This is a genomic window from Acidovorax sp. GW821-FHT10E04 (assembly GCF_059415185.1).
Genome location: NZ_JBWKMT010000007.1, coordinates 278,712 through 300,335, shown reverse-complemented (window position 1 = coordinate 300,335; position 21,624 = coordinate 278,712). Strand labels below are relative to the sequence as shown.

The window sequence follows — 21,624 nt, the reverse complement described above, 5'->3', positions numbered from 1 at the left end:
CTCGGCCGCGGCTGGGCTGCGTCAGCTAGCGTGCTGCCTGATCCGCCACCATGTTGGCCGCGTGTTCTTCCTGCAGATGCTGCGCAATCTGCGCCCACGCCTGTTTGGCCTCGGCGTCCTGCGCCCAGGCGTAGCAACTGGCGATGTGCATGGCCGTCACTGCATGGTGCGGGTCGAGCGCAAAGGCCACCTCGCACTGCAGCGCCGCCTGGCGCCACATCGCGGTCGCATCTTCTGATCCTTCTTTCTGCAGCGCATGGGCCTCTGCGACCCACGCCTGCCCCAGGCGAAATGCCGCAGCATGTTGCGTGGGGTCGGCGTCGTGCGCCCGTTGAAACAACACGCCCGCCTCCCGCCACAGCGCCCGCGCTGCGGCAAAGTCTTGCGTGGCCACGGCCTGCGCCTGGGCGACGAGGGCGTTGCCGGATTGGAGGAGGGTGGAGGCGGAGTCGCTGGGCATGGTTGGGGAGGGTGGACGGTTGGGGCTGCGGATTGTCGGGGATTTTGCTGGATGCAATCCGCCACGAACTGTCACTGGTACCAAGGGGCTGTCGTTGAGCCGTGAAGCTGAACCGCGAACCGCGAACCGCGAACGGCGAACGGCGAACGGCGAACGGCGAACGGCGAACGGCGAACGGCGAACGGCGAACGGCGATCTGCCGACGCGATTCGCCTAGTGCGACCGGCTCAATCCTCTCTCATTGCCACCATAACTGCCCAGCGGTTGCGAAGAAGAGTCCGGGCAGAAATGCTGCCCGGAAGAAGAACGGTCGCAATTGCTCATGCAACAACTCTCCACTAAAGGTTTCGCGGTACCCGCCTAGTTCAAATAGCGTGGCCCAAGCGGCGAGGAGTCCTCCTGCCACGCTGAGTACTTTGCCCCAATCCCAAGGTAGACCCGGATGAACCTTGCCAGAAATTGCAGCTAGGGCAAGGCCTGCAGCTGCAAAAGAAAGTGTTGTAGCGAGGGCCGAGAACAATCCTCGCTTCAGCTCGTGGGCATGGACGGCCGCATCCAAGCGGGCATCAACCTCCCACCCTGCGGGGGGGAACTTGCCTGCGTCAAAGGCCAGTCGCAGATCCTGAGCCTCAAGGTTGATTGCCATGCGGTGAGAAACAGCCCAGTCTAGATACTTCTCATGCCTGAACAGAAGGCAGAGAAACGCCTTGGCGCTTGAAGCTCTGGCGAAGGATGCGGTTGTGTTTGACATGTGGCTAACTTTTAGGTGAGCCGCAATTCCGCTGGAATTCGCGACTAACGCACGAATGGAAGAACTCGAAGGATGAAGCGCTTGGCGCAGCTTGCGTTGACTAGATTCTGCCGCGTGGCCCGCCGTTTTGTGGCCGGTCGTAGGGCCGAGAAATCAATCCCGCGTTGCCGGAGGGGGCGGGTCGCCACCACTCAAAACCTCGGCAATTCCGGATGCTTGATCTGCCCCCCGCGCACCAGCATCTTCCCGTACTCCGCACACCGGTTCAGCGTGGGGATCACCTTCCCCGGGTTCAACAGCCCCGCCGGGTCGAACGCGTGCTTGAGCCCGAACATCTGCGCGTTTTCCTCGGCCGTGAACTGCACGCACATGCTGTTGAGCTTCTCCACGCCCACGCCATGCTCGCCCGTCACCGTGCCGCCCATGGCCACGCTGGTCTCCAGGATGTCGGCGCCGAACAGTTCGCAGCGGTGCAGCTGGTCGGCATCGTTCGCATCGAACAGGATCAGCGGATGCAGGTTGCCGTCGCCCGCGTGGAACACGTTGGCGCAGCGCAGCTGGTATTTCTTTTCCATCTCCTGGATGGCCAGCAGGATGTCCGCCAGGCGCTTCCTCGGGATGGTCGAGTCCATGCACATGTAGTCGGGGCTGATGCGGCCGCTGGCGGGGAAGGCGTTCTTGCGGCCGCTCCAGAAGCGCAGGCGTTCGGCCTCGTCCTGGCTGACCGAGATGGCGGTGGCACCCGCCGCGCGCAGCACGTCGCTCATGCGGCCGATTTCTTCTTCCACCTCTTCCGGCGTGCCGTCGCTTTCGCACAGCAGGATGGCTTCGGCCGTGAGGTCGTAGCCTGCGTGCACAAAATCTTCCACGGCGGCGGTCATGGGCTTGTCCATCATCTCCAGGCCGGCGGGGATGATGCCGGCGGCGATCACGGCCGCCACGGCGTCGCCCGCTTTGCGCACGTCGTCGAAGCTGGCCATGATGCAGCGCGCCAGCATGGGCTTGGGGATGATGCGCACCGTCACCTCGGTGATCACCGCGAGCATGCCTTCGCTGCCGATCACGGCGGCCAGCAGGTCGTAGCCAGGGGTGTCCAGCGCATCGCTGCCGAACTCCACCGGCTCGCCTTCCACCGTGAAGCCCTTCACCTTGAGCACGTTGTGCACCGTGAGGCCGTATTTCAGGCAGTGCACGCCGCCCGAGTTCTCTGCCACGTTGCCGCCGATGGTGCAGGCGATCTGGCTGCTGGGGTCGGGCGCGTAGTACAGGCCGTAGGGCGCGGCGGCCTCGCTGATGGCCAGGTTGCGCACGCCGCACTGCACCACGGCCGTGCGGCTCACCGGGTCGAGGTCGAGGATGCGGTTGAACTTGGCGAGCGAGAGCGTGACGCCCAGGGCATGCGGCATGGCGCCGCCCGACAGGCCCGTGCCCGCGCCGCGCGCCACCACGGGCACCTGCAGGTGGTGGCAGGCCTTGAGCACGGCCTGCACCTGCTCGTATGTTTCGGGCAGGCACACCACCAGCGGGCGCTGGCGGTAGGCGGTGAGGCCGTCGCATTCGTAGGGGGTGGTGTCTTCGGCGTGCCACAGCAGCGCGTGCGCGGGCACCACGCGGCTCAGGGCCTGGACAACCTCGGCCTGGCGTGCGGCGCGTTCGGACAGGGCTGTGGTGGGTTCGGCGGCAGTGTTCATGGCCGCCACTGTAGAGGAAGCCCGCGCGCGGGAGCGTGAGTTTTCTTGCAGCGGTCTGTGAAATGGCCTGGGTGTGGCCGTTTACTATCAACCAATGAGCGGCTGGCGCATATGGACAAAGCGCTGGAGGCTCCTTTGCCTTGAATTGGGCCGGTGGGCGGCCCGCAGCCCCCCTCCTCATCCTCCTCCTCACACCGGCCCGGGGCTCACCGGGCGTTGGCTGCCTTCCAGAAGCCACAGGCGTTTGCTGGCGCGCGTCATGGCGACATACAGCATGTTGCGTTCGCGATAGGCCTCCTGCCGGGCGGCACTGCGCGGAAAGCGCCCGCGCTCCACCAGGGGCACGGCCACATGGTCGTATTCATGCCCCTTGCAGCGCTCCACCGTCAGCAGCTGCAGGCTGGAGGCTTCCTGCTGGGTGTGCTGGTGGATGCTGGCCTGCACCATGAGCGTGAGCCGGCCCAGGAATTCGTCCACGGACAAGCCGGCGCAGATGCGGGCCAGCGCCGCCAGGCTGTCCCTGCAGTAGCGCAGCTCCTGCGGGCTGATGGGCGCCTGCGCGAAGAAGCGGTGCACCAGCGGGTGCGCGCACAGCTGCCCCGCGTCGGCGCAGGCTTCGGGGGGCAAGGCCAGCAATTGTTCGCACACGGGGGACGCCACCGGGGCCTGGGGGTTGAAGCTGGCGCGCACCAGAAACCGGCGCACCAGGTCCTGCCTGTCGATGAGTTCCGCCGCCACGGCGCGGGTGTCCATTTCGACGGGGGAGTCCTCCACCAGCGCCTGCATGTCGAACGCGCCGTTGGCCAGCACGTCCTGGTCCGGCTGGCTGCCGCGCCGCACGTAGCGCAGCAGGCCTTCCATGGCGCTGCTCAGAATGCCCTGCGTGAGCCGCACGCCGGTGCCGCAGCCCTGCATGGCCCCCATGATGGCCAGCACCAGGGCGATCTCGCGGCGCTGGTAGAAGCGCTTCAGCCCCAAGCAGGCGTAGTGCACGCCTTCGTGGGCGAACATCCATTCCAGCAGGATGGAGTCTTCCGGCGACCGCAGCACCACGTTCAGGCAAGGAGGGGGCGTGGTGCCGCCGGGCGCGGGGGGCTGCTGGTGCAGCACGGCGTCGTGGATCGCCAGCAGTTGCCGGGCGCAATCCTCGTCGTCGGTGTAGCTGCGCCGCTCGAACGCGGAGGGCTTGGTGGGGTAGTGCGCGGCAAATTCCACGCCGAACAGGGGGTTCAGCCCCTGGCAGATGGCGTTGCCGAAGCGGTAGGTGGTGTTGAGGGCGACCACCTGGGTGTCCGCGGGCAGCTCCTGCCGGATGCGGGCCAGGCTGTCGCCGAAGACGGAGAACGCGCCGGGCAGGATGTGCTGGTTGAAGTCTCCCGCGCCGACGAACAGACCGTTGCCGCCCTGCACCAGATGCCGCAGCACCAGCATGGCGGCTTCGTCCAGGTCCTGCAGCTCATCGAACAGCACCGCATCGAAGCGCCCCTGCAGCGGCGCGAAGGCATCGCCGAAATCCAGCTCCCCGAGCTGCGTGGCCACTTCATACGTGCAGTCGCCCGGTGCGTAGAAATGCGGCTCGTGGTTCAGCCCCCGGCGCAGGCGTTCGTACTTCACCAGCAGCTGGTAGAGCCCGTAGTCGAGCTGGTGCTCGCGGCAGTAGGGCAGGGCGCCGAGGTCCGAGCGGTCCATGTCGCGCAGCAGCAGTTGCTGCTTGGCCCGGGCCTCGAAGTCGGCGAAGGCCTGCACGTCCAGTTCACGCGACAGGAAGTCGCCGGCCTCGGGCGCCCTGTCCAGCGCCGGGTCCTGGAGCAGCGCGGTGTGGGCCTGGCGGACCAGCAGGTTCTTTTGCAGGGGCTCGGTGACACGCACCAGCTCGTCGCCCTGTTCCTTGAGCACGGTGGCGCACAGCTGCTCCACGGTCATGATCTGCACCTGGCGCGGAATGGCCGGAACGAGCTTTTCCAGGCGCTGCGCAATGGCGGCCAGCCCGGCCTCCGAATACGCGAGCATCAGGATGCGGCTTGCGCCCTGGGTGCGCAGGAGGTCGGCGGCCTTGATGGCCAGGGTGGTGGTCTTGCCCGTGCCCGCGAGCGCGTTGACCAGCACCGCGCTCGCCGTGGCGTTGAGCACCGCGTTCTGCTCCAGCGTGGGGTATCTCTTCTTGAAGTGGGCGTCTTGTGGCACGGCGTGGTGAGATGGTGGAGAGGTCAAGAGACAGGACAGGCGAGAGGCGCGTGCCGGGTGACGGCGTCAGGCGGGCTGCGTGAATCTGGGACCCTGCGCGCCACAGGGGAGGGCAGGGCGGATTCGGTGTGCTATAAAATGTATAGCTATTGACGCTTTATAGGTAAGCGCTGGGGGCCAGAATGGCCTTGAATGCGGCGAGGGCTCAGGCCATGGTCTTGCGCAGCCACTCGGCGAACGCCGCGCACTCCCAGCGGTCCATGGTGCCCGTGCGCCAGCACAGGTAGTGTGCGTGGGGGCTGGTCGTATCGGTGTCGAACAGGCGCACCAGCGTGCCGTTCTCCAGCCACGGCGCCCCGAGCTTCAGGCGCACCAGCGCCACGCCCATGCCGGCGGCGGCGCCGTCGCACATCAGGCCGATGTCGTTGAACTGCGAGCCCTCGCTGGGCTCGGCCCAGTCCAGGCCCGTGGCGGCAAACCAGGTGCGCCAGGGCTCCAGCGGGCTGCGCAGCAGGGGCACGCCCTCCAGGTCCTCCGGCCGGTCGAACGGGCCGTGTTCGCGCACGAACGCGGGCGAGGCCAGGGGCGTGACCACGTCGCGGGCCAGCTCCACATGCTCCACGTCGGCGTAGTGGCCGGGGCCAAAGCGCACCATCAGGTCGGCGTCCTCGGCCACCACGTCCAGCAGCGGGATGGACACCTGCAGCGCCAGGTCGATCTCGGGGTAGGCCTCGGTGAACTGGCGCAGGCGCGGAATGAGGATGGTGCGCGCGAACGTGGGCGTCACGGCCAGCTTGAGCCGCCGGCGCCCGGGCGCCGCAGCGGCCCCCGGAAACCGCTGCAGCGCGCCCAGCCCCTCGCGCACGTGGGCCAGGTAGGCGCTGCCCTCGGTGGTCAGCGAAAAATCGGCCCGCCCGAACAGCCGCACGCCCAGGATCTGTTCGAGCTGCTTGACCCGGTGGCTCACCGCGCTGGGCGTCACGCACAGCTCGTCCGCCGTCTGCGTCACGCTGCGCAGGCGGGCCAGGGCTTCAAACGTCAGCAGGCACTGTATCGGCGGGATGCGCCGTGCCGCGCTGCTGAGGAAGGAGGACGGAGCTGCCGTGGCCATGGGGCAGAACGGGCTAGCGGAAAACCACGGTCTTGTGGCCGTTGAGCAGCACGCGGTGCTCGCTGTGCCACTTCACGGCGCGGGCCAGCACCTGGCTTTCGGTGTCGCGGCCCCGGGCCGTGAGGTCTTCCACCGTGTCGGTGTGGTCGGCGCGGGCCACGTCCTGCTCGATGATCGGGCCTTCGTCCAGGTCGGCCGTCACGTAGTGCGCGGTGGCGCCGATGAGCTTCACGCCCCGGTCGTGCGCCTGGTAATAGGGCTTGGCGCCCTTGAAGCTGGGCAGGAAGCTGTGGTGGATGTTGATCGCCCGTCCGGCCAAAGCTTGACACAGATCAAGAGAAAGAACCTGCATGTAGCGCGCCAGCACCACCAGCTCGGCCCCTTCGGCCTCGATAATCTCCAACTGTTTCGCTTCGGCCTGCGGCTTGCTGGCGGCAGTCACCGGGATGTGGTGGAACGGCACGTTGTAGCTGGCCGCGAGCTGGTAGAAGTCGCGGTGGTTGCTGACAATGGCGCGGATGTCGATGGGCAGCAGGCCGCTTTTCCAGCGGAACAGCAGGTCATTGAGGCAATGGCCTTCCTTGCTGACCATGAGCACCGTCTTCATGGGGGCGGCCGTGGCGTGCAGGCTCCAGCGCATGGTGTGGGGCTCCGCGAAGCTGGCCAGGCGGGTCTTGAGCGTGGCGTGGTCATGCTGGTCGCAGGCGAACTGCACCCGCATGAAGAACAGGCCGGTGGCGTGGTCGTTGTACTGGGCGGCTTCTTCGATGTTGCCGCCGTGCTCCAGCAGGAAGCCGGAGACTGCGTGCACCAGCCCGAGGCGGTCGGGGCAGGACAGAGTAAGGATGTAGGCGTTGGTCGTCATAGCTGCCCAATTGTCGCAGCATGGCTACAGGCGCCCAAGGAACGAGGGAATCGATGGTCAATCCGGGCGATGCCCCGCGTCTTGCCCCCTGGCGGGGGATGCTGCTGTACCTGGTGCTCGGGGTAGCCTGGGTGTTCGCGGGCGACGCGCTGCTGGCCCGCTGGGTGACCGACCCGGCCCAGCTCACGCACTGGCAGACCTGGAAAGGCTGGGGCTATGTGCTGGCCACCAGCGTGCTCGCCTGGTGCATGCTGCGGCGCATGCGCTACGCCGAGAAGGTGCGCTGGGCCATGGCCCGGGAGCTGGCCCAGGTGGTGCGCCATGCACCCGCGGGCTTCGCGCGCGTGGCGCCGGACGGCCGCTTCCTCTGGGCCAATGAGCGGCTGTGCGAGCTGCTGGGCGTGTCCCTGGCGCAGGTGCGCCACCTCAATTTCCACGATGTGATGCAGTCCCCCGACCCCGAGGGGGCCACCGCCCAGCTGGTGCGCCTGCTGGCGGGAGAGATCGACCACTGCGTGGACGAGCGCGAGTGCCGGCGGCCCGGCGGGACGCGCGGGGTGCCGGTGCTGTGCACCGTGACGCAGATCCCCGAAGCGGGCGACGAGCCCGCCCACCTGGTCTGCGTGGTGCAGGACCTGGACGAGATCAAGGCCGCGCGGGCCGCGCTGCAGACCAGCGAGGCCCGCCAGCGGCTGGCCGCCACGGTGGTGGACAACACCATCGAGGGCGTGGTGGTCACCGATGCGCACAGCCGCATCCTGTCCGCCAACGCGGCCGTGACGCGGCTCCTGGGCTATACCGAGGAGGAACTGCTGGGCAAGACGCCGCGCGTGTTCAAGTCCGGCCGGCACGACAAGGCGTTCTACGAGGCCCTGTGGAGCACGCTGCGGCGCACGGGCCACTGGCAGGGCGAGATCTGGAACCGGCGCAAGAGCGGCGAGGTCTTCCCCGAGCACATGTCGCTGTCGGCCGTGCGCGACCCGGCGGGCGAGGTCACGCACTACGTGTGCATGTTCACCGACATCTCCGAGGAGAAGGCGCACCAGCGGCAGCTGGAATTCCTGGCGCACAACGACGCGCTCACGGGGCTGTCCAACCGCGCCTGGTTCGGCCACCAGCTGGAGCAGGTGGTGCAGGAGGCGCGCGCCAGCGGCGAGCACATCGCCGTGCTGCTGCTCAACCTGGACCGTTTCAAGGACGTGAACGACAGCTACGGCCACACGACGGGCGACGAGGTGCTCAAGCACATCGCGCGGCAGGTGCAGTCGGCCCTGCGGCCCGGCGACGTGCTGGGGCGGCTGGCCGGCGACGAGCTGGCCGTGGTGGCGCGCCACCTGCGCCATGCGGACGGCGCTGCGGCCGTGGCGCGCCACCTCATCGCCGCCGTGGCCGAGCCCTGGCGCTCGCCCGACGGCTTCGAGGTGGTGGCCGGCGTGAGCGTGGGCATCTGCATGTTCCCCGAACACGCCGCCACCACCGAACTGCTGCTGCAGGGCGCGCACGCTGCGGTGTACGGCGCCAAGGCCCGGGGCCGGGGCGCGTGGTGCTTCTTCCACGAAGCCATGACCCAGGCCGCGCGCGAGCGGCTCGCGCTCGAATCGCGCCTGCGCCTGGCGCTGGCCCAGGGCCATCTGCAGATGCACTACCAGCCGCAGGTGGACATCGCCAGCGGGCGCATCCTGGGGGCCGAGGCGCTGGTGCGCTGGAACGACCCCGAGGAGGGGCTGATCTCGCCCGCGCGCTTCATCCCCGTGGCCGAAACCTCGGGCGTGATCGGCCCGCTGGGCGAATGGGTGCTGCGCGAGGTCTGCCGCCAGGGCCAGCAGTGGCGCGCCGAGGGCCTGCCCGACCTGACGCTGGCCGTCAACGTATCGCCCCGCCAGTTCCACCTGACCGACCTGGCGGGGTGCACCTCGGCGGCGCTGGCCGACTCGGGTTTTCCCAGCGAATTGCTGGAGCTGGAGATCACCGAGTCCGCGCTGGCCGAGCGCACCGAGGAGGCGCGCCAGGTGCTGATGCGGCTGCGCAGCGTGGGCGTGCGGATCGCGGTGGACGACTTCGGCACGGGGTACTCATCGCTCGCGCAGCTCAAGCGCTTTCCCATCGACGTGCTCAAGATCGACCAGGGCTTCATCCGCGACATCCCCCAAAGCGCGGATGACATGGCCATCAGCGCGGCCATCATCGCCATGGGGCACAGCATGGGGCTGTCGGTGCTGGCCGAGGGGGTGGAGGACGAGGGCCAGCTGGCCTTCCTGAAGGCGCGCGGATGCGACGCCTACCAGGGCTACCTGTGCAGCCGCCCGCTGCCCGCCGACGGGTTCGCCGCGCTGCTGCGGGAGCGTGGCGAGCCGCGCTGAACGCCCGCCCTGCCGTCGTCAGCCGCCCGTGCGCGCGCCCTGGCCCCATTGCTGGCGCAGTTCCGCGCAATGGTCTCGGGGCGGCGGGGCGGGGGTCTCGATCACCGCATCTGCTTCGTTTTTGATAGCTTCCTGCGCTTTTCCTGCTTGGGCCAGGGCCACCTTTGACCTGAGATTCGAGGGCCAGTGCGTGGGCACGCCCAGGCTGCGCAGCACATGGCCGCCGCCGGCCACCAGCAGCACGGTCTGGCCGGGCCGCAGGGCCTCCCGCGCGGTGCGGGCCATGCTGGCGTCGCGCGCGATCTGGATGCGGGCCATGGGGGCGATCTGCGCCTCGGGCAGCAGGCCGCAGTGGCCCTCGCGCAGCGCCTCGTGCTGGCGCTGCAGCGCGGCGGCGGGCAGGTGCCGGTCCCACGCGGATTCGCCCATCGCCGCGCGCATGCCCGCGCGCGGCAGGTTGCCGCCCAGCACCGGCACGCCGGCGGCCACGGCGGCCATCACCACGGGGCCATAGGCCTGCCAGGGCCAGGCGGCGTCCTTCCATTGCAGGGCGGCCTGCACCTGGTCCGGGGTGGCGCCACGGGGCAGGCCGGTGGTGCCGTTCCCGCGCTCGGCCATCTCCAGCACCAGGGCCGCCAGCTGTCCGCGCGCCGCCAGCCACTGCACGGCCTCGCGCTGCAGGCGCTGGTGCTCGGGGGCATCGTGTTTTTCGCCCAGCAGCAGCACGTCGGCGGGCAGCAGGGCCTCAAGGCGCGCGGGCCAGGCGGCGGGCGACACCGGGGCGCTGGATTCAGGGCTGGCGCAGGCGCTCAGCGCCGCCGCCGTGGCGGCGGCCCAGGCCAGCGTACAAGCCCGCCAGCGGCCACGGGCCGGGGCCGAAGACGGTGCAAAGGTGGTCGGGTGCTGTGTGTGCATGGGGCGATGCTACGCGGCCGCGACTTGACGCAGGTCAAGACTTCGGGCGAACCCCCTGCCTACACTGGGCCGATGCGCTCCAAGCCCACCCTGACCACCAAGCTCCTGGCGATGGGTGGAGGCTTTCTGCTCGTGGCCCTGGCCTCCATCAGCCTCACGCTGTGGGTGACCTGGAAGCTGGAGGGCGGCGCGGCCGCCGTCAATGAGGCGGGCCGGCTGCGCATGAACATGCTGCGCATGGTGCTGGTGCTGCAGACCGAACCGCCCGAGGCGGTGCAGGAGCGCGCCCGCCTGTTCGATGCGAGCCTGGAGCTGCTGCGCACGGGCGATCCTTCGCGGCCGCTGTTCGTGCCCTGGAGCGCCGAGACGCGCACGCGCTTCGACGCGATCCGCGCGCAGTGGGCGCAGGCGCGCAGCGGCTGGGTGGCCACGCAGCCACCCGACCGCGCGCGCACGCTGGCGCAGGCCGACGCGTTCGTGCAGCAGGTGGACGGCTTCGTCGACGCGATCGAGCTGCAGATCGCGGGCTGGACGGCCGCGCTGCACCTGTTCCAGCTGTTCATGATGGCGCTGGCCATCGTGGCAGCCGTGACCTTCATGGCCGTGAGCTACCTGCTCGTCATCAACCCCGTGGCGCGCCTGCAGCAGGCCCAGGCCCGGCTGCGCCAGGGCGAGCTGGGCACGCGCCTGCCGGTCGATACCGATGACGAGTTCGGCCAGCTCTCGGCGGGCTTCAACCTCATGGCGCACGCGCTGCAGGCCTCGCACGACGAGCTGGAGCACAAGGTGCGCGACAAGACCGCCAGCATCGCCGTGAAGAACCAGCGCCTGGCCGCGCTGTACGAGGTGAGCGCGCTGGCGTCCACCGCGGGCAGCCTGGAGCTGCTGGCCCAGGGCTTCGTGCAGCAGATCCGCCGCGTGGCCGGGGCCGACGCGGCGGCCGTGCGCTGGTCCAACGAGGCCAACGAACGCTATGTGCTGCTGGCCGGTGACGGCCTGCCGCGCTCCATGGCCGACGGTGAGCACTGCCTGCACACGGGCAGCTGCCTGTGCGGCCAGCCCCAGGCCCAGGCGCGCACGCGGGTCATTCCCATCACGCCGTCCACCCACGTCGCGCTGCCCCACTGCCGCGAAGCGGGCTTTGAAACCATGGTGACCATCCCCGTGCAGATGCAGCAGCGCCTGCTGGGCGAGGTGGACCTGTTCTTCCGCTCCCAGGTCGAGCTGACCGACGAGCTGCGCGACCTGCTCGAAGCCATGACGCGCCACCTGGCCAGCGCCATGGAGGGCCTGCGCGCGACGGCGCTCGAGCGCGAGGCGGCGGTGGCCGAGGAGCGCAGCCTGCTGGCGCGCGAGCTGCACGACTCCATCGCGCAGTCGCTGGCCTTCCTCAAGATCCAGACCCAGCTGCTGCGCGACGCGGTGGCGCGCGGCGACGAGGCCAAGCGCGACCGCAGCATCGGCGAGCTGGACGTGGGCGTGCGCGAGTGTTATGCCGACGTGCGCGAGCTGCTGGTGCACTTTCGCACGCGCACCAGCGAGGAGGACATCGAGTCCGCCCTGCGCGCCACGCTGTCCAAGTTCGAGCACCAGACCGGCATGGCCACCGTGCTCAGCATGGTGGGCCATGGGCTGCCGCTGCCGCCGGACCTGCAGATCCAGGTGCTGCACATGGTGCAGGAAGCGCTGTCGAACGTGCGCAAGCATTCGGGCGCCACGCGCGTGGAACTGCTGGTGCACCGGCACCCGCGCTGGCGCTTCGAGGTGCAGGACAACGGCAAGGGCTTCGACGTGGCCAGCGTGCCGCCCGACTCGCTGCACGTGGGCCTGGGCATCATGCGCGAGCGGGCCCAGCGCGTGGGGGCGGCCCTGCAGGTCGAATCCGCGCCGGGCCAGGGCACGCGCGTGTGCATCGAGCTGCCCACGGTGACGGCCGCCGCCCCCATGCCTGCGCCGCCGGCGCACCCGCCCGCCACCCCGCCATCCGTGGCCCGCGCCTCGCGCGGCACGCCGCCTGGCGCGGACACCCCCTCTGCCGCCGCCACCAGCCCGGTGGCGGCGCACGCACCATGAACAACACCACCACCACCGCCCCTTTCCCGGCACCTGTCGCTGCGCACCCGGACGCCCCGGTGCAGCCGCCGGTGACCCTGCTCGTGGTGGACGACCACACGCTGTTCCGCCGGGGGCTGATCGCCCTGCTGGGGCAGGACGCGGGCCTCCTGGTGCTGGGCGAGGCGGGCGACGCCGCCGAGGCGCTGCGCCTGGCGCCCCAACTGCGGCCCCAGGTGATCCTGCTGGACAACCACCTGCCCGGCGTGATGGGCGTGGACGCCATCCGGGGGCTGCGCGAAGTGGCGCCCGCATCGCGCGTGCTCATGCTCACCGTGAGCGAGGATTCGCAGGACCTGGCCGCCGCGCTGCGCAATGGCGCGCAGGGCTACCTGCTCAAGACCATCGACGGCGACCTGCTCGCCCAGGCCATCCGCCGCGCGGCACGCGGCGAGCCGGTGGTCAGCCCCGAGCTCATGGGCAAGCTGGTGGCGGCGTTCCAGTCGCAAGGCGCGCCCGAGGCGCCGCCAGCCCACGCCCTGGCGTCCGCGCCCGCGCCGCTGCAGGCCGATCCCGCGGGCGGTGTGGCGCCGCTCTCGCCGCGCGAGGAGGACGTGCTGCGCGAGATCGCGCGCGGCGCGAGCAACAAGGAAATCGCGCGCACCCTGGACATCGCCGAGACCACGGTGAAGATCCACGTGCAGCACATCCTGCGCAAGCTGGGCCTCACCTCGCGCGTGCAGGCGGCGGTCTACGCCTCGGACCGCCAGCGCACGGAGTAGAGGGTGCCCACGGCCGCCATCCCCGGTGGCCGCATGCGGTGATTTGCTACTGAATTGGTAGCTTCTGGCGCTTGTCCATCCAGCGCGAAAGCCTGTTTTCTCTCGATATCCAACCCCGGTGGGCCCGGCATTGGCGGCCCGTGCGCGCGCGCCGGGGACTTTGCTGCACCCAGACGGCCCCGGTGTCCATAGTTCCTTCGGACGATGCGCGGGCCTCGCGGCGCCCTCCGGCCTAGTCCTTCTGCCGTGGCGCGGGTGTGCTTGCGAAGGATGTTCAGGGCGGCCCTGAAAACGGACCATACAGCCATACCCCAAAGAGAAGAAGGAAGAGGAACCGCGCAATGGCACACACCACCTTGCCCCCGGGCGAAAGCCCACAGCGCACCCGCCAGGCCTGGTCGGTGCTGATCGTCAGCACCTTCGCATTCACCGTCTGCTTCATGGTCTGGATGATGTTCGGCGTCATCGGCATCCCCATCAAGAAGATGCTCAACCTGAACTCCACGCAGTTCGGGCTGCTCATGTCCATGCCCGTGCTCACGGGCTCGCTGGTGCGCGTGCCGCTGGGCATCTGGACCGACCGCTTCGGCGGCCGCATCGTGATGGCCGCCGTGATGGCGACCACCGTGCCCGCCATCTGGATGATGGGCTACGCCACCGAGTACTGGCACTTCCTCACCATCGGCCTGTTCGTGGGGCTGGCGGGGGGCTCGTTCTCGGTGGGCACGCCCTACGTGGCGCGCTGGTTCCCCAAGCACCGCCAGGGCACGGCCATGGGCGTGTACGGCGCGGGCAACTCGGGCGCGGCGGTGAACAAGTTCGTGGCCCCGGTGCTGCTGGTGGCCTTTGGCTGGACCATGGTGCCGCAGGTGTACGCGGCCATCATGCTGGGCACGCTGGTGCTGTTCTGGCTGTTCAGCTACAGCGACCCGGCCCACCTGGTGGGAAGCAACGTCAAGTTCACCGACCAGCTCAAGGCGCTCAAGGATCCCAAGGTACTCAAGTACTGCCAGTACTACAGCATCGTGTTCGGCGGCTACGTGGCGCTGTCGCTGTGGATGGTGCAGTACTACGTGGGCGAGTTCGGCCTGGACATCCGCGTGGCGGCGTTGCTGGCCGCCTGCTTCTCGCTGCCCGGCGGCGTGCTGCGCGCCATCGGCGGCATGCTGTCTGACAAGTACGGCGCCCACAGCGTGACCTGGTGGGTGATGTGGGTGAGCTGGATCTGCCTGTTCCTGCTGAGCTACCCGCAGACCGACTTCACCATCGCCACCGTCAACGGCCCGAAGACCTTCCACATCGGGCTGAACGTCTACCTGTTCACCGGCCTGATGTTCCTGCTGGGCATTGCCTGGGCCTTCGGCAAGGCCAGTGTCTTCAAGTACATCAGCGACGACTACCCCCACAACATCGGCGCCATCAGCGGCATCGTGGGCCTGGCCGGCGGGCTGGGCGGCTTCATCCTGCCCATCCTGTTCGGCGCGCTGATGGACCTCACCGGCATCCGCTCCAGCGCTTTCATGCTGATGTACGGCGTGGTGTGGGTCTCGCTGATCTGGATGTACTTCACCGAAGTGCGCAACACCCGTCTCATGGGCTCGCCGAACGCCGCCGCACCGGCTGGCGCCCGCTGATTTTTCAAGGAACCTCACCATGTCTGCCACCACCACCAGCGGGCGCCAGGGGCGCCTGCTCACCCTCTGGGCTCCGGAGGACAAGTCGTTCTGGGAGCGCGAAGGCGAGGCCGTCGCCAAGCTCAACCTGTGGATCTCGGTGCCCGCGCTGTTCCTGGCCTTTGCCATCTGGCAGGTCTGGAGCGTGGTCGCCGTGAGCCTGCCGGGCCTGGGCTTCAAGTATTCGACCAACCAGCTGTTCTGGCTGGCGGCAGCGCCCGCGCTTTCGGGCGCCACGCTGCGCATCTTCTACTCGTTCATGGTGCCGCTCGTGGGCGGGCGCCGCTGGACGGCGATCTCCACCGCCTCGCTGCTGATCCCTGCGATTGGCATCGGCTTTGCGGTGCAGGACAACACCACCGCGTACCCCACCATGCTCATCCTGGCGCTGCTGTGCGGCCTGGGCGGCGGCAACTTCAGCTCCAGCATGGCCAACATCAGCTTCTTCTTTCCGAAGGAGCGCAAGGGCTCGGCGCTGGGCGTGAACGCGGGCCTGGGCAACCTGGGCGTGTCGGTGGTGCAGTTCCTGAGCCCGCTGGTGGTCACGGCCGGTATCTTCGGCATCTTTGGCGGCGAAGGCCAGACCATTGTGAAGAACGGCCAGACCGTGCAGGTGTGGACGCAGAACGCCGCCTTCATCTGGGTGCCATGGATTGCGCTGACGGCGCTGGCCGCCTGGTTCGGCATGAACGACATCGCCGACGCGCGCGCCTCGTTCGCCGCCCAGGCCGCCATCTTCAAGCGCAAGCACAACTGGCTGATGTGCGTGCTGTACCTCGGCACCTTCGGCTCCTTCATCGGCTATGCCGCAGGATTCCCGCTCCTCATCAAGAGCCAGTTCCCTGGCGTGAACCCCCTGGCCTACGCCTGGCTGGGCCCGCTGGTGGGCGCGGTGATCCGCCCGTTTGGCGGCTGGATGGCCGACAAGCTCGGCGGTGCGCGCGTCACGCTGTGGAACTTCATCGTCATGGCCATGGCGGTGGTGGGCGTCACGTTCTTCCTGCCCTCGACGGGTAACGAAGGCCAGTTTGCAGGCTTCTTTGTGTGCTTCCTGGTGCTGTTCCTCACCACCGGCATCGGCAACGGCTCCACCTTCCGCATGATCCCCGTGATTTTCCTGACCGAAGCCATGCGCGGTGTGGACCCCCGCAACACCGCCGCCGTGGCACAGGCCAACAAGGAAGGCAACACGCTGGGCGCTGCCACGCTGGGCTTCACTGCCGCCATGGCCGCCTATGGCGGGTTCTTCATCCCCAAAAGCTATGGCAGCTCGATTGCCCTGACTGGCAGCCCCCATGCGGCGCTGTGGACATTTTTCGCTTTCTATCTCGTTTGCATCGTGATCACCTGGTGGTACTACGCACGCAAGCACGCCGAGATGCCTTGCTGATCACCCCTGGACAGAACAGAAAAAGGAGCCCCCGATGAGCCATTTCCTCGATCGCCTTTCGTACTTCTCGCAGCCCCGCGAGACCTTTGCCCAAGGCCACGGCGAAACCAACGGTGAAGACCGCACCTGGGAAGACGCCTACCGCGACCGCTGGGCGCACGACAAGATCGTGCGCAGCACGCACGGCGTGAACTGCACGGGCAGCTGCAGCTGGAAGATCTACGTCAAGGGCGGCATCGTGACCTGGGAGACCCAGCAGACCGACTACCCCCGCACCCGCCCCGACCTGCCCAACCACGAGCCCCGTGGCTGTGCGCGTGGCGCCAGCTACAGCTGGTACCTGTACAGCGCCAACCGCGTGAAGTACCCCATGGTGCGTGGCCGCCTGCTCAAGCATTGGCGCGCTGCCATTGCCCTCGCCAAGAGCCCGGTGGACGCCTGGGCCAGCATCGTCGAGAACGATGCCTCCAAACGCGAATGGCAAAAGCAACGGGGCCTGGGCGGCTTCGTGCGCAGCACCTGGGACGAAGTCAACCAGATGATCGCCGCGGCCAACGTGTACACGATCAAGAAGCACGGGCCGGACCGCATCATCGGCTTCTCGCCCATCCCGGCCATGTCGATGATTTCGTACGCCGCTGGCTCACGCTACCTGAGCCTGATTGGCGGTGTGTGCATGAGTTTTTACGACTGGTACTGCGACCTGCCACCCAGCAGCCCGCAGACCTGGGGCGAGCAGACCGACGTGCCCGAGTCGGCCGACTGGTACAACAGCTCGTACATCATTGCCTGGGGCTCCAACGTGCCCCAGACGCGCACGCCCGATGCCCACTTCTTGACCGAGGTGCGCTACAAGGGCACCAAGGTCGTGTCCATCACGCCCGACTATTCCGAAGTGGCCAAGCTGGGTGATCTGTGGATGCACCCCAAGCAGGGCACCGACGCTGCCGTGGCCATGGCCATGGGCCATGTGATCCTGAAGGAGTTCTACTTCAAGGACGGCGGCAAGGGCCGCTCGGCGTACTTTGACGACTACGCACGCCGCTACACCGACCTGCCGCTGTTAGTGGTGCTGAAGGAAAAGACGCTGCCCGATGGCCGCACGGTGATGGTGCCCGACCGTTATGTGCGCGCCAGCGACTTCCCCGGCCAGCTCGACCAGTCGAACAATCCCGACTGGAAGACGGTGGGCTACGACGAGCTGGGCCAGGTCACGCTGCCCAACGGCTCCATCGGTTTCCGCTGGGGCACCGATGGCCGCGCCGACCAGGGCCAGTGGAACCTGGAGAACAAGGAGGCACGCACCGGCAACACCGTCAAGCTCAAGCTGTCGGTGATCGAGGACGGCGCGCAGGCCCATGACGTGGCCGACGTCGCCTTCCCGTACTTTGGCGGTGTGGCAACGCCCAATTTCACCGCCAACGAACAAGGTGGCGACGTGATGGTGCGCCGCGTGCCGGTGAGCCACCTGGCGCTGGCCGGGCACGAAGCCCAGGGCCGCGTGATGGTGGCCACGGTGTTCGACCTGCTGGCGGGCAACTACGGCATCGACCGAGGCCTGCCCGGCGAAGAGCCCGGTGGCGGCTACGACGCCGACCGCCCCTACACCCCTGCCTGGCAAGAGGCCATCACCGGCGTGCCGCGCGAGCAGATCATCACCGTGGCGCGCCAGTTCGCCGACAACGCCGACAAGACCCATGGCAAGTCCATGGTGATCATCGGCGCGGCGATGAACCACTGGTACCACTGCGACATGAACTACCGCGGCATCATCAACATGCTGATGCTGTGCGGCTGCATCGGCCAGAGCGGTGGCGGCTGGGCGCACTACGTGGGCCAGGAAAAGTTGCGGCCCCAGACCGGCTGGACGGCGCTGGCCTTTGCGCTGGACTGGATCCGCCCACCCCGCCAGATGAACAGCACGAGCTTCTTCTACGCCCACACCGACCAGTGGCGCTACGAGAAGCTGGGCATGGAGGAAATCCTCTCGCCCCTGGCCGACAAGAAGGCCTACCACGGTGCGCAGATCGACTACAACGTGCGCGCCGAGCGCATGGGCTGGCTGCCATCGGCTCCCCAGCTCAAGACCAATCCCATGCAGGTGGCCAAGGATGCCGCTGCCGCGGGTATGGACGCGAAGGATTACGTCGTCAAGTCTCTGAAGGACGGCACGCTCACGATGAGCTGCGAGGACCCGGACCATCCGTCCAACTGGCCGCGCAACATGTTCGTGTGGCGCTCCAACATCCTGGGCTCGTCGGGCAAGGGGCATGAATACTTCCTCAAGCACCTGCTGGGCACCACCCACGGCGTGCAGGGCAAGGACCTGGGCAAGGACGAAGCCAAGCCCGAGGAAGTGCAGTGGCACACCCAGGCGCCCGAAGGCAAGCTGGACCTGCTGGTCACGCTCGACTTCCGCATGAGCACCACCTGCCTGTACTCTGACATCGTGCTGCCCACGGCCACCTGGTATGAGAAGAACGACCTCAACACCAGCGACATGCACCCCTTCATCCATCCGCTGTCCACCGCAGTGGACCCTGCATGGCAGGCCAAGAGCGACTGGGAGATCTACAAAGGTTTCGCCAAGGCCGTGAGCGAGGTTAGCGTGGGCCACCTTGGCGTCGAGAAGGACGTGGTGCTCACGCCCATCATGCACGACACCCCCGGTGAAATGGCCCAGCCTTATGGCGTGCGCGACTGGAAGAAGGGCGAGTGCGAACTCATCCCCGGCAAGACCGCGCCGCAGGTCACGGTGGTCGAGCGCGACTACCCCAACCTCTACAAGCGCTTCACCGCCCTGGGCCCCTTGATGGACAAGGCCGGCAACGGCGGCAAGGGCATCGGCTGGAACACGCAGACCGAAGTCGGCCAATTGGGCGACCTGAACGGCCGTGTGAAGGAAGAGGGCGTGACGCAGGGCATGCCCCGCATCGTCACCGACATCGATGCCACCGAGGTGGTGATGATGCTGGCGCCTGAGACCAACGGCCACGTGGCCTGCAAGGCCTGGGAGGCCCTGGGCAAGCAGACCGGGCGCGACCACGTGCACCTGGCGCTGCACCGCGAGGACGAAAAGATCCGCTTCCGCGACATCCAGGCGCAGCCGCGCAAGATCATCAGCTCGCCCACCTGGTCGGGGCTTGAGAGCGAAAAGGTCAGCTACAACGCCGGCTACACCAACGTGCACGAGTACATCCCATGGCGCACCCTCACGGGCCGCCAGCAGTTCTACCAGGACCATCCGTGGATGCGTGACTTCGGCGAAGGCTTCGTGAGCTACCGCCCACCGGTGCACCTGAAGACGCTGGAAGAAGTGGAGGGCAAGAAGCCCAATGGCAACCGCGAGATCGCGCTGAATTTCATCACGCCGCACCAGAAGTGGGGCATCCACAGCACGTACAGCGACAACCTGATGATGCTCACGCTGAACCGGGGTGGCTCGGTGGTGTGGCTGAGCGAAGACGACGCCAAGGTCGCCGGCATCGTGGACAACGACTGGGTCGAACTCTTCAACGCCAACGGCGCCATCGCCGCCCGCGCGGTGGTGAGCCAGCGCGTGAACCCCGGCATGGTGATGATGTACCACTCGCAAGAGAAGATCATCAACACCCCCGGCTCCGAGATCACCGGCACGCGCGGCGGCATCCACAACTCGGTCACCCGCATCGTGCTCAAGCCCACCCACATGATTGGTGGCTACGCGCAGTACAGCTACGGCTTCAACTACTACGGAACCATTGGCACCAACCGCGACGAGTTCGTGCTGGTGCGCAAGATGGACCGCGTGGACTGGCTCGACGACGAGCCCGTGTCCAGCACGGCAGCCCACGCCTGAAGCCGAAGACAAGGAGAAACACGATGAAAATTCGCGCACAAATCGGCATGGTGCTGAACCTGGACAAGTGCATCGGTTGCCACACCTGTTCCGTCACCTGCAAAAACGTCTGGACCAGTCGCCCGGGCGTGGAATACGCCTGGTTCAACAACGTCGAGACCAAGCCCGGCATCGGCTACCCCAAGGAATGGGAAAACCAGGACAAGTGGAACGGCGGCTGGGTGCGCAACCCGGACGGCTCCATCGCCCCCCGCCAGGGCGGCAAGTGGAAGCTGCTCATGCGCATCTTCGCCAACCCCAACCTGCCGCAGATCGACGACTACTACGAGCCCTTCACGTTCGACTACGACCACCTGCAGTCGGCGCCCGAGAGCAAGGCCGCGCCCACGGCCCGCCCGCGCAGCCTGATCACTGGCAAGCGCATGGAGAAGATCGAGTGGGGCCCGAACTGGGAAGAAATCCTGGGTGGCGAGTTCAGCAAGCGTAGCAAGGACAAGAACTTCGACGATGTGCAAAAGGACATCTACGGCCAGTTCGAGAACACCTTCATGATGTACCTGCCGCGCCTGTGCGAGCACTGCCTGAACCCGGCGTGCGTGGCATCGTGCCCCAGCGGCTCGATCTACAAGCGCGAGGAAGACGGCATCGTGCTGATCGACCAGGACAAGTGCCGTGGCTGGCGCATGTGCGTCTCGGGCTGCCCCTACAAGAAGATCTACTACAACTGGCAGTCGGGCAAGGCCGAGAAGTGCATCTTCTGCTACCCGCGCATCGAGGCGGGCCAGCCTACCGTGTGCTCGGAAACCTGCGTGGGCCGCATCCGCTACCTGGGTGTGCTGCTGTATGACGCAGACCGCATCCAGGAAGCCGCCAGCGTGGAGCGCGACCGCGACCTGTACCAGGCGCAGCTCGACATCTTCCTGGACCCGAACGACCCCGATGTGATCCGCCAGGCCCGCATCGACGGCATCCCGGACAGCTGGATGGACGCCGCCCGCAACAGCCCGGTCTACAAGATGGCCGTGCAATGGAAGGTGGCCCTGCCGCTGCACCCCGAGTACCGCACGCTGCCCATGGTCTGGTATGTGCCGCCGCTCTCGCCCATCACGGCCGCAGCCAACGCGGGCCATGTGGGCGTGAATGGCGACATTCCCGATGTGTCGCAGTTGCGCATCCCCGTGCAGTACCTGGCCAACCTGCTGACCGCAGGCGACACGGGGCCCGTGGTGCGGGCGCTCGAGCGCATGCTGGCCATGCGCACCTACCAGCGCGACAAGCATGTGGAGCAGCGCCAGAACCTGGCCGTGCTCAAGCAGGCGGGCCTGTCGATGGCCGAGGTGGAGGAGATGTACCACGTGATGGCGATTGCCAACTACGAGGACCGCTTCGTCATCCCGTCGGCCCACCGCGAGTACGCCGAGAACGCGTTCGACATCCGGGGCGGTTGCGGCTTCTCGTTTGGCAACGGCTGTTCCGATGGCGCCACCGAGACCAGCATGTTCGGCGGAAAGAAGCCCCGCACGATCCCGATCAAAGCCACGGTCTGAAGCAC

General features: G+C 67.7%; 14 protein-coding genes. 7 read left to right on the top strand and 7 right to left on the bottom strand.

The annotated features are described in order from the left end of the window. Nucleotides 1–25: 25 nt before the first annotated feature. The 6 genes from AC07OC_RS22250 to purU all read right to left on the bottom strand — a co-directional run bounded on the left by AC07OC_RS22250 (nucleotide 26) and on the right by purU (nucleotide 7,062). Nucleotides 26–460, bottom strand: a complete 435-nt coding sequence (locus AC07OC_RS22250; protein WP_218341367.1) for a hypothetical protein — start codon at nucleotides 458–460, stop codon at nucleotides 26–28. 238 nt (nucleotides 461–698) lie between these two features. Continuing rightward, on the bottom strand, nucleotides 699–1,211 hold the full coding sequence (locus AC07OC_RS22245; RefSeq protein ID WP_218341368.1) for a hypothetical protein: 513 nt from the start codon (nucleotides 1,209–1,211) through the stop codon (nucleotides 699–701). A gap of 191 nt (nucleotides 1,212–1,402) precedes the next feature. Further along, on the bottom strand, nucleotides 1,403–2,902 hold the full coding sequence (locus tag AC07OC_RS22240; protein WP_494602259.1) for an FAD-linked oxidase C-terminal domain-containing protein: 1,500 nt from the start codon (nucleotides 2,900–2,902) through the stop codon (nucleotides 1,403–1,405). Nucleotides 2,903–3,091: 189 nt separating this feature from the next. Then, a complete protein-coding gene (locus AC07OC_RS22235) occupies nucleotides 3,092–5,086 on the bottom strand; it encodes a UvrD-helicase domain-containing protein (RefSeq protein ID WP_494602257.1) in 1,995 nt (664 codons plus the stop codon). A gap of 205 nt (nucleotides 5,087–5,291) precedes the next feature. Further along, a complete protein-coding gene (locus AC07OC_RS22230) occupies nucleotides 5,292–6,197 on the bottom strand; it encodes a LysR substrate-binding domain-containing protein (protein ID WP_218297316.1) in 906 nt (301 codons plus the stop codon). A gap of 13 nt (nucleotides 6,198–6,210) precedes the next feature. After that, entirely contained in the window at nucleotides 6,211–7,062 is an 852-nt protein-coding gene (gene purU / locus AC07OC_RS22225; protein ID WP_218297315.1) for a formyltetrahydrofolate deformylase, read from the bottom strand. Between the two features lie 53 nt (nucleotides 7,063–7,115). Here purU and AC07OC_RS22220 point away from each other — a divergent pair, with 53 nt between their 5' ends. Further along, nucleotides 7,116–9,422: a putative bifunctional diguanylate cyclase/phosphodiesterase gene (locus AC07OC_RS22220; RefSeq protein WP_218341371.1), complete on the top strand. Its 2,307-nt coding sequence runs from the start codon at nucleotides 7,116–7,118 to the stop codon at nucleotides 9,420–9,422. 18 nt (nucleotides 9,423–9,440) lie between these two features. Here AC07OC_RS22220 and AC07OC_RS22215 read toward each other — a convergent pair whose 3' ends face one another. Then, nucleotides 9,441–10,337 carry a ChaN family lipoprotein gene (locus tag AC07OC_RS22215; protein ID WP_494602255.1) on the bottom strand — a complete coding sequence of 299 codons (897 nt, stop codon included), beginning with the start codon at nucleotides 10,335–10,337 and terminating at the stop codon, nucleotides 9,441–9,443. Nucleotides 10,338–10,409: 72 nt separating this feature from the next. Here AC07OC_RS22215 and AC07OC_RS22210 point away from each other — a divergent pair, with 72 nt between their 5' ends. The 6 genes from AC07OC_RS22210 (at nucleotide 10,410) to narH (ending at nucleotide 21,619) form a co-directional block, all read left to right on the top strand. Further along, nucleotides 10,410–12,410, top strand: coding sequence for a type IV pili methyl-accepting chemotaxis transducer N-terminal domain-containing protein (locus tag AC07OC_RS22210; RefSeq protein ID WP_255591675.1), 2,001 nt, complete (start codon nucleotides 10,410–10,412; stop codon nucleotides 12,408–12,410). After that, nucleotides 12,407–13,171: a response regulator gene (locus AC07OC_RS22205; RefSeq protein WP_492245696.1), complete on the top strand. Its 765-nt coding sequence runs from the start codon at nucleotides 12,407–12,409 to the stop codon at nucleotides 13,169–13,171. The genes AC07OC_RS22210 and AC07OC_RS22205 overlap by 4 nt, the downstream gene beginning before the upstream one ends. Nucleotides 13,172–13,512: 341 nt before the next feature. Beyond that, nucleotides 13,513–14,805: an MFS transporter gene (locus tag AC07OC_RS22200; protein WP_369641217.1), complete on the top strand. Its 1,293-nt coding sequence runs from the start codon at nucleotides 13,513–13,515 to the stop codon at nucleotides 14,803–14,805. Between the two features lie 19 nt (nucleotides 14,806–14,824). Continuing rightward, nucleotides 14,825–16,234: a NarK family nitrate/nitrite MFS transporter gene (locus AC07OC_RS22195; RefSeq protein WP_494602252.1), complete on the top strand. Its 1,410-nt coding sequence runs from the start codon at nucleotides 14,825–14,827 to the stop codon at nucleotides 16,232–16,234. Nucleotides 16,235–16,268: 34 nt separating this feature from the next. After that, the gene (locus tag AC07OC_RS22190) at nucleotides 16,269–20,072 is read left to right on the top strand and encodes a nitrate reductase subunit alpha (protein WP_494602250.1); all 3,804 of its coding nucleotides are present in this window, start codon (nucleotides 16,269–16,271) and stop codon (nucleotides 20,070–20,072) included. Nucleotides 20,073–20,095: 23 nt separating this feature from the next. Then, on the top strand, nucleotides 20,096–21,619 hold the full coding sequence (narH, locus tag AC07OC_RS22185) for a nitrate reductase subunit beta (protein ID WP_176888071.1): 1,524 nt from the start codon (nucleotides 20,096–20,098) through the stop codon (nucleotides 21,617–21,619). The last annotated feature ends 5 nt before the right edge of the window (nucleotides 21,620–21,624 follow it).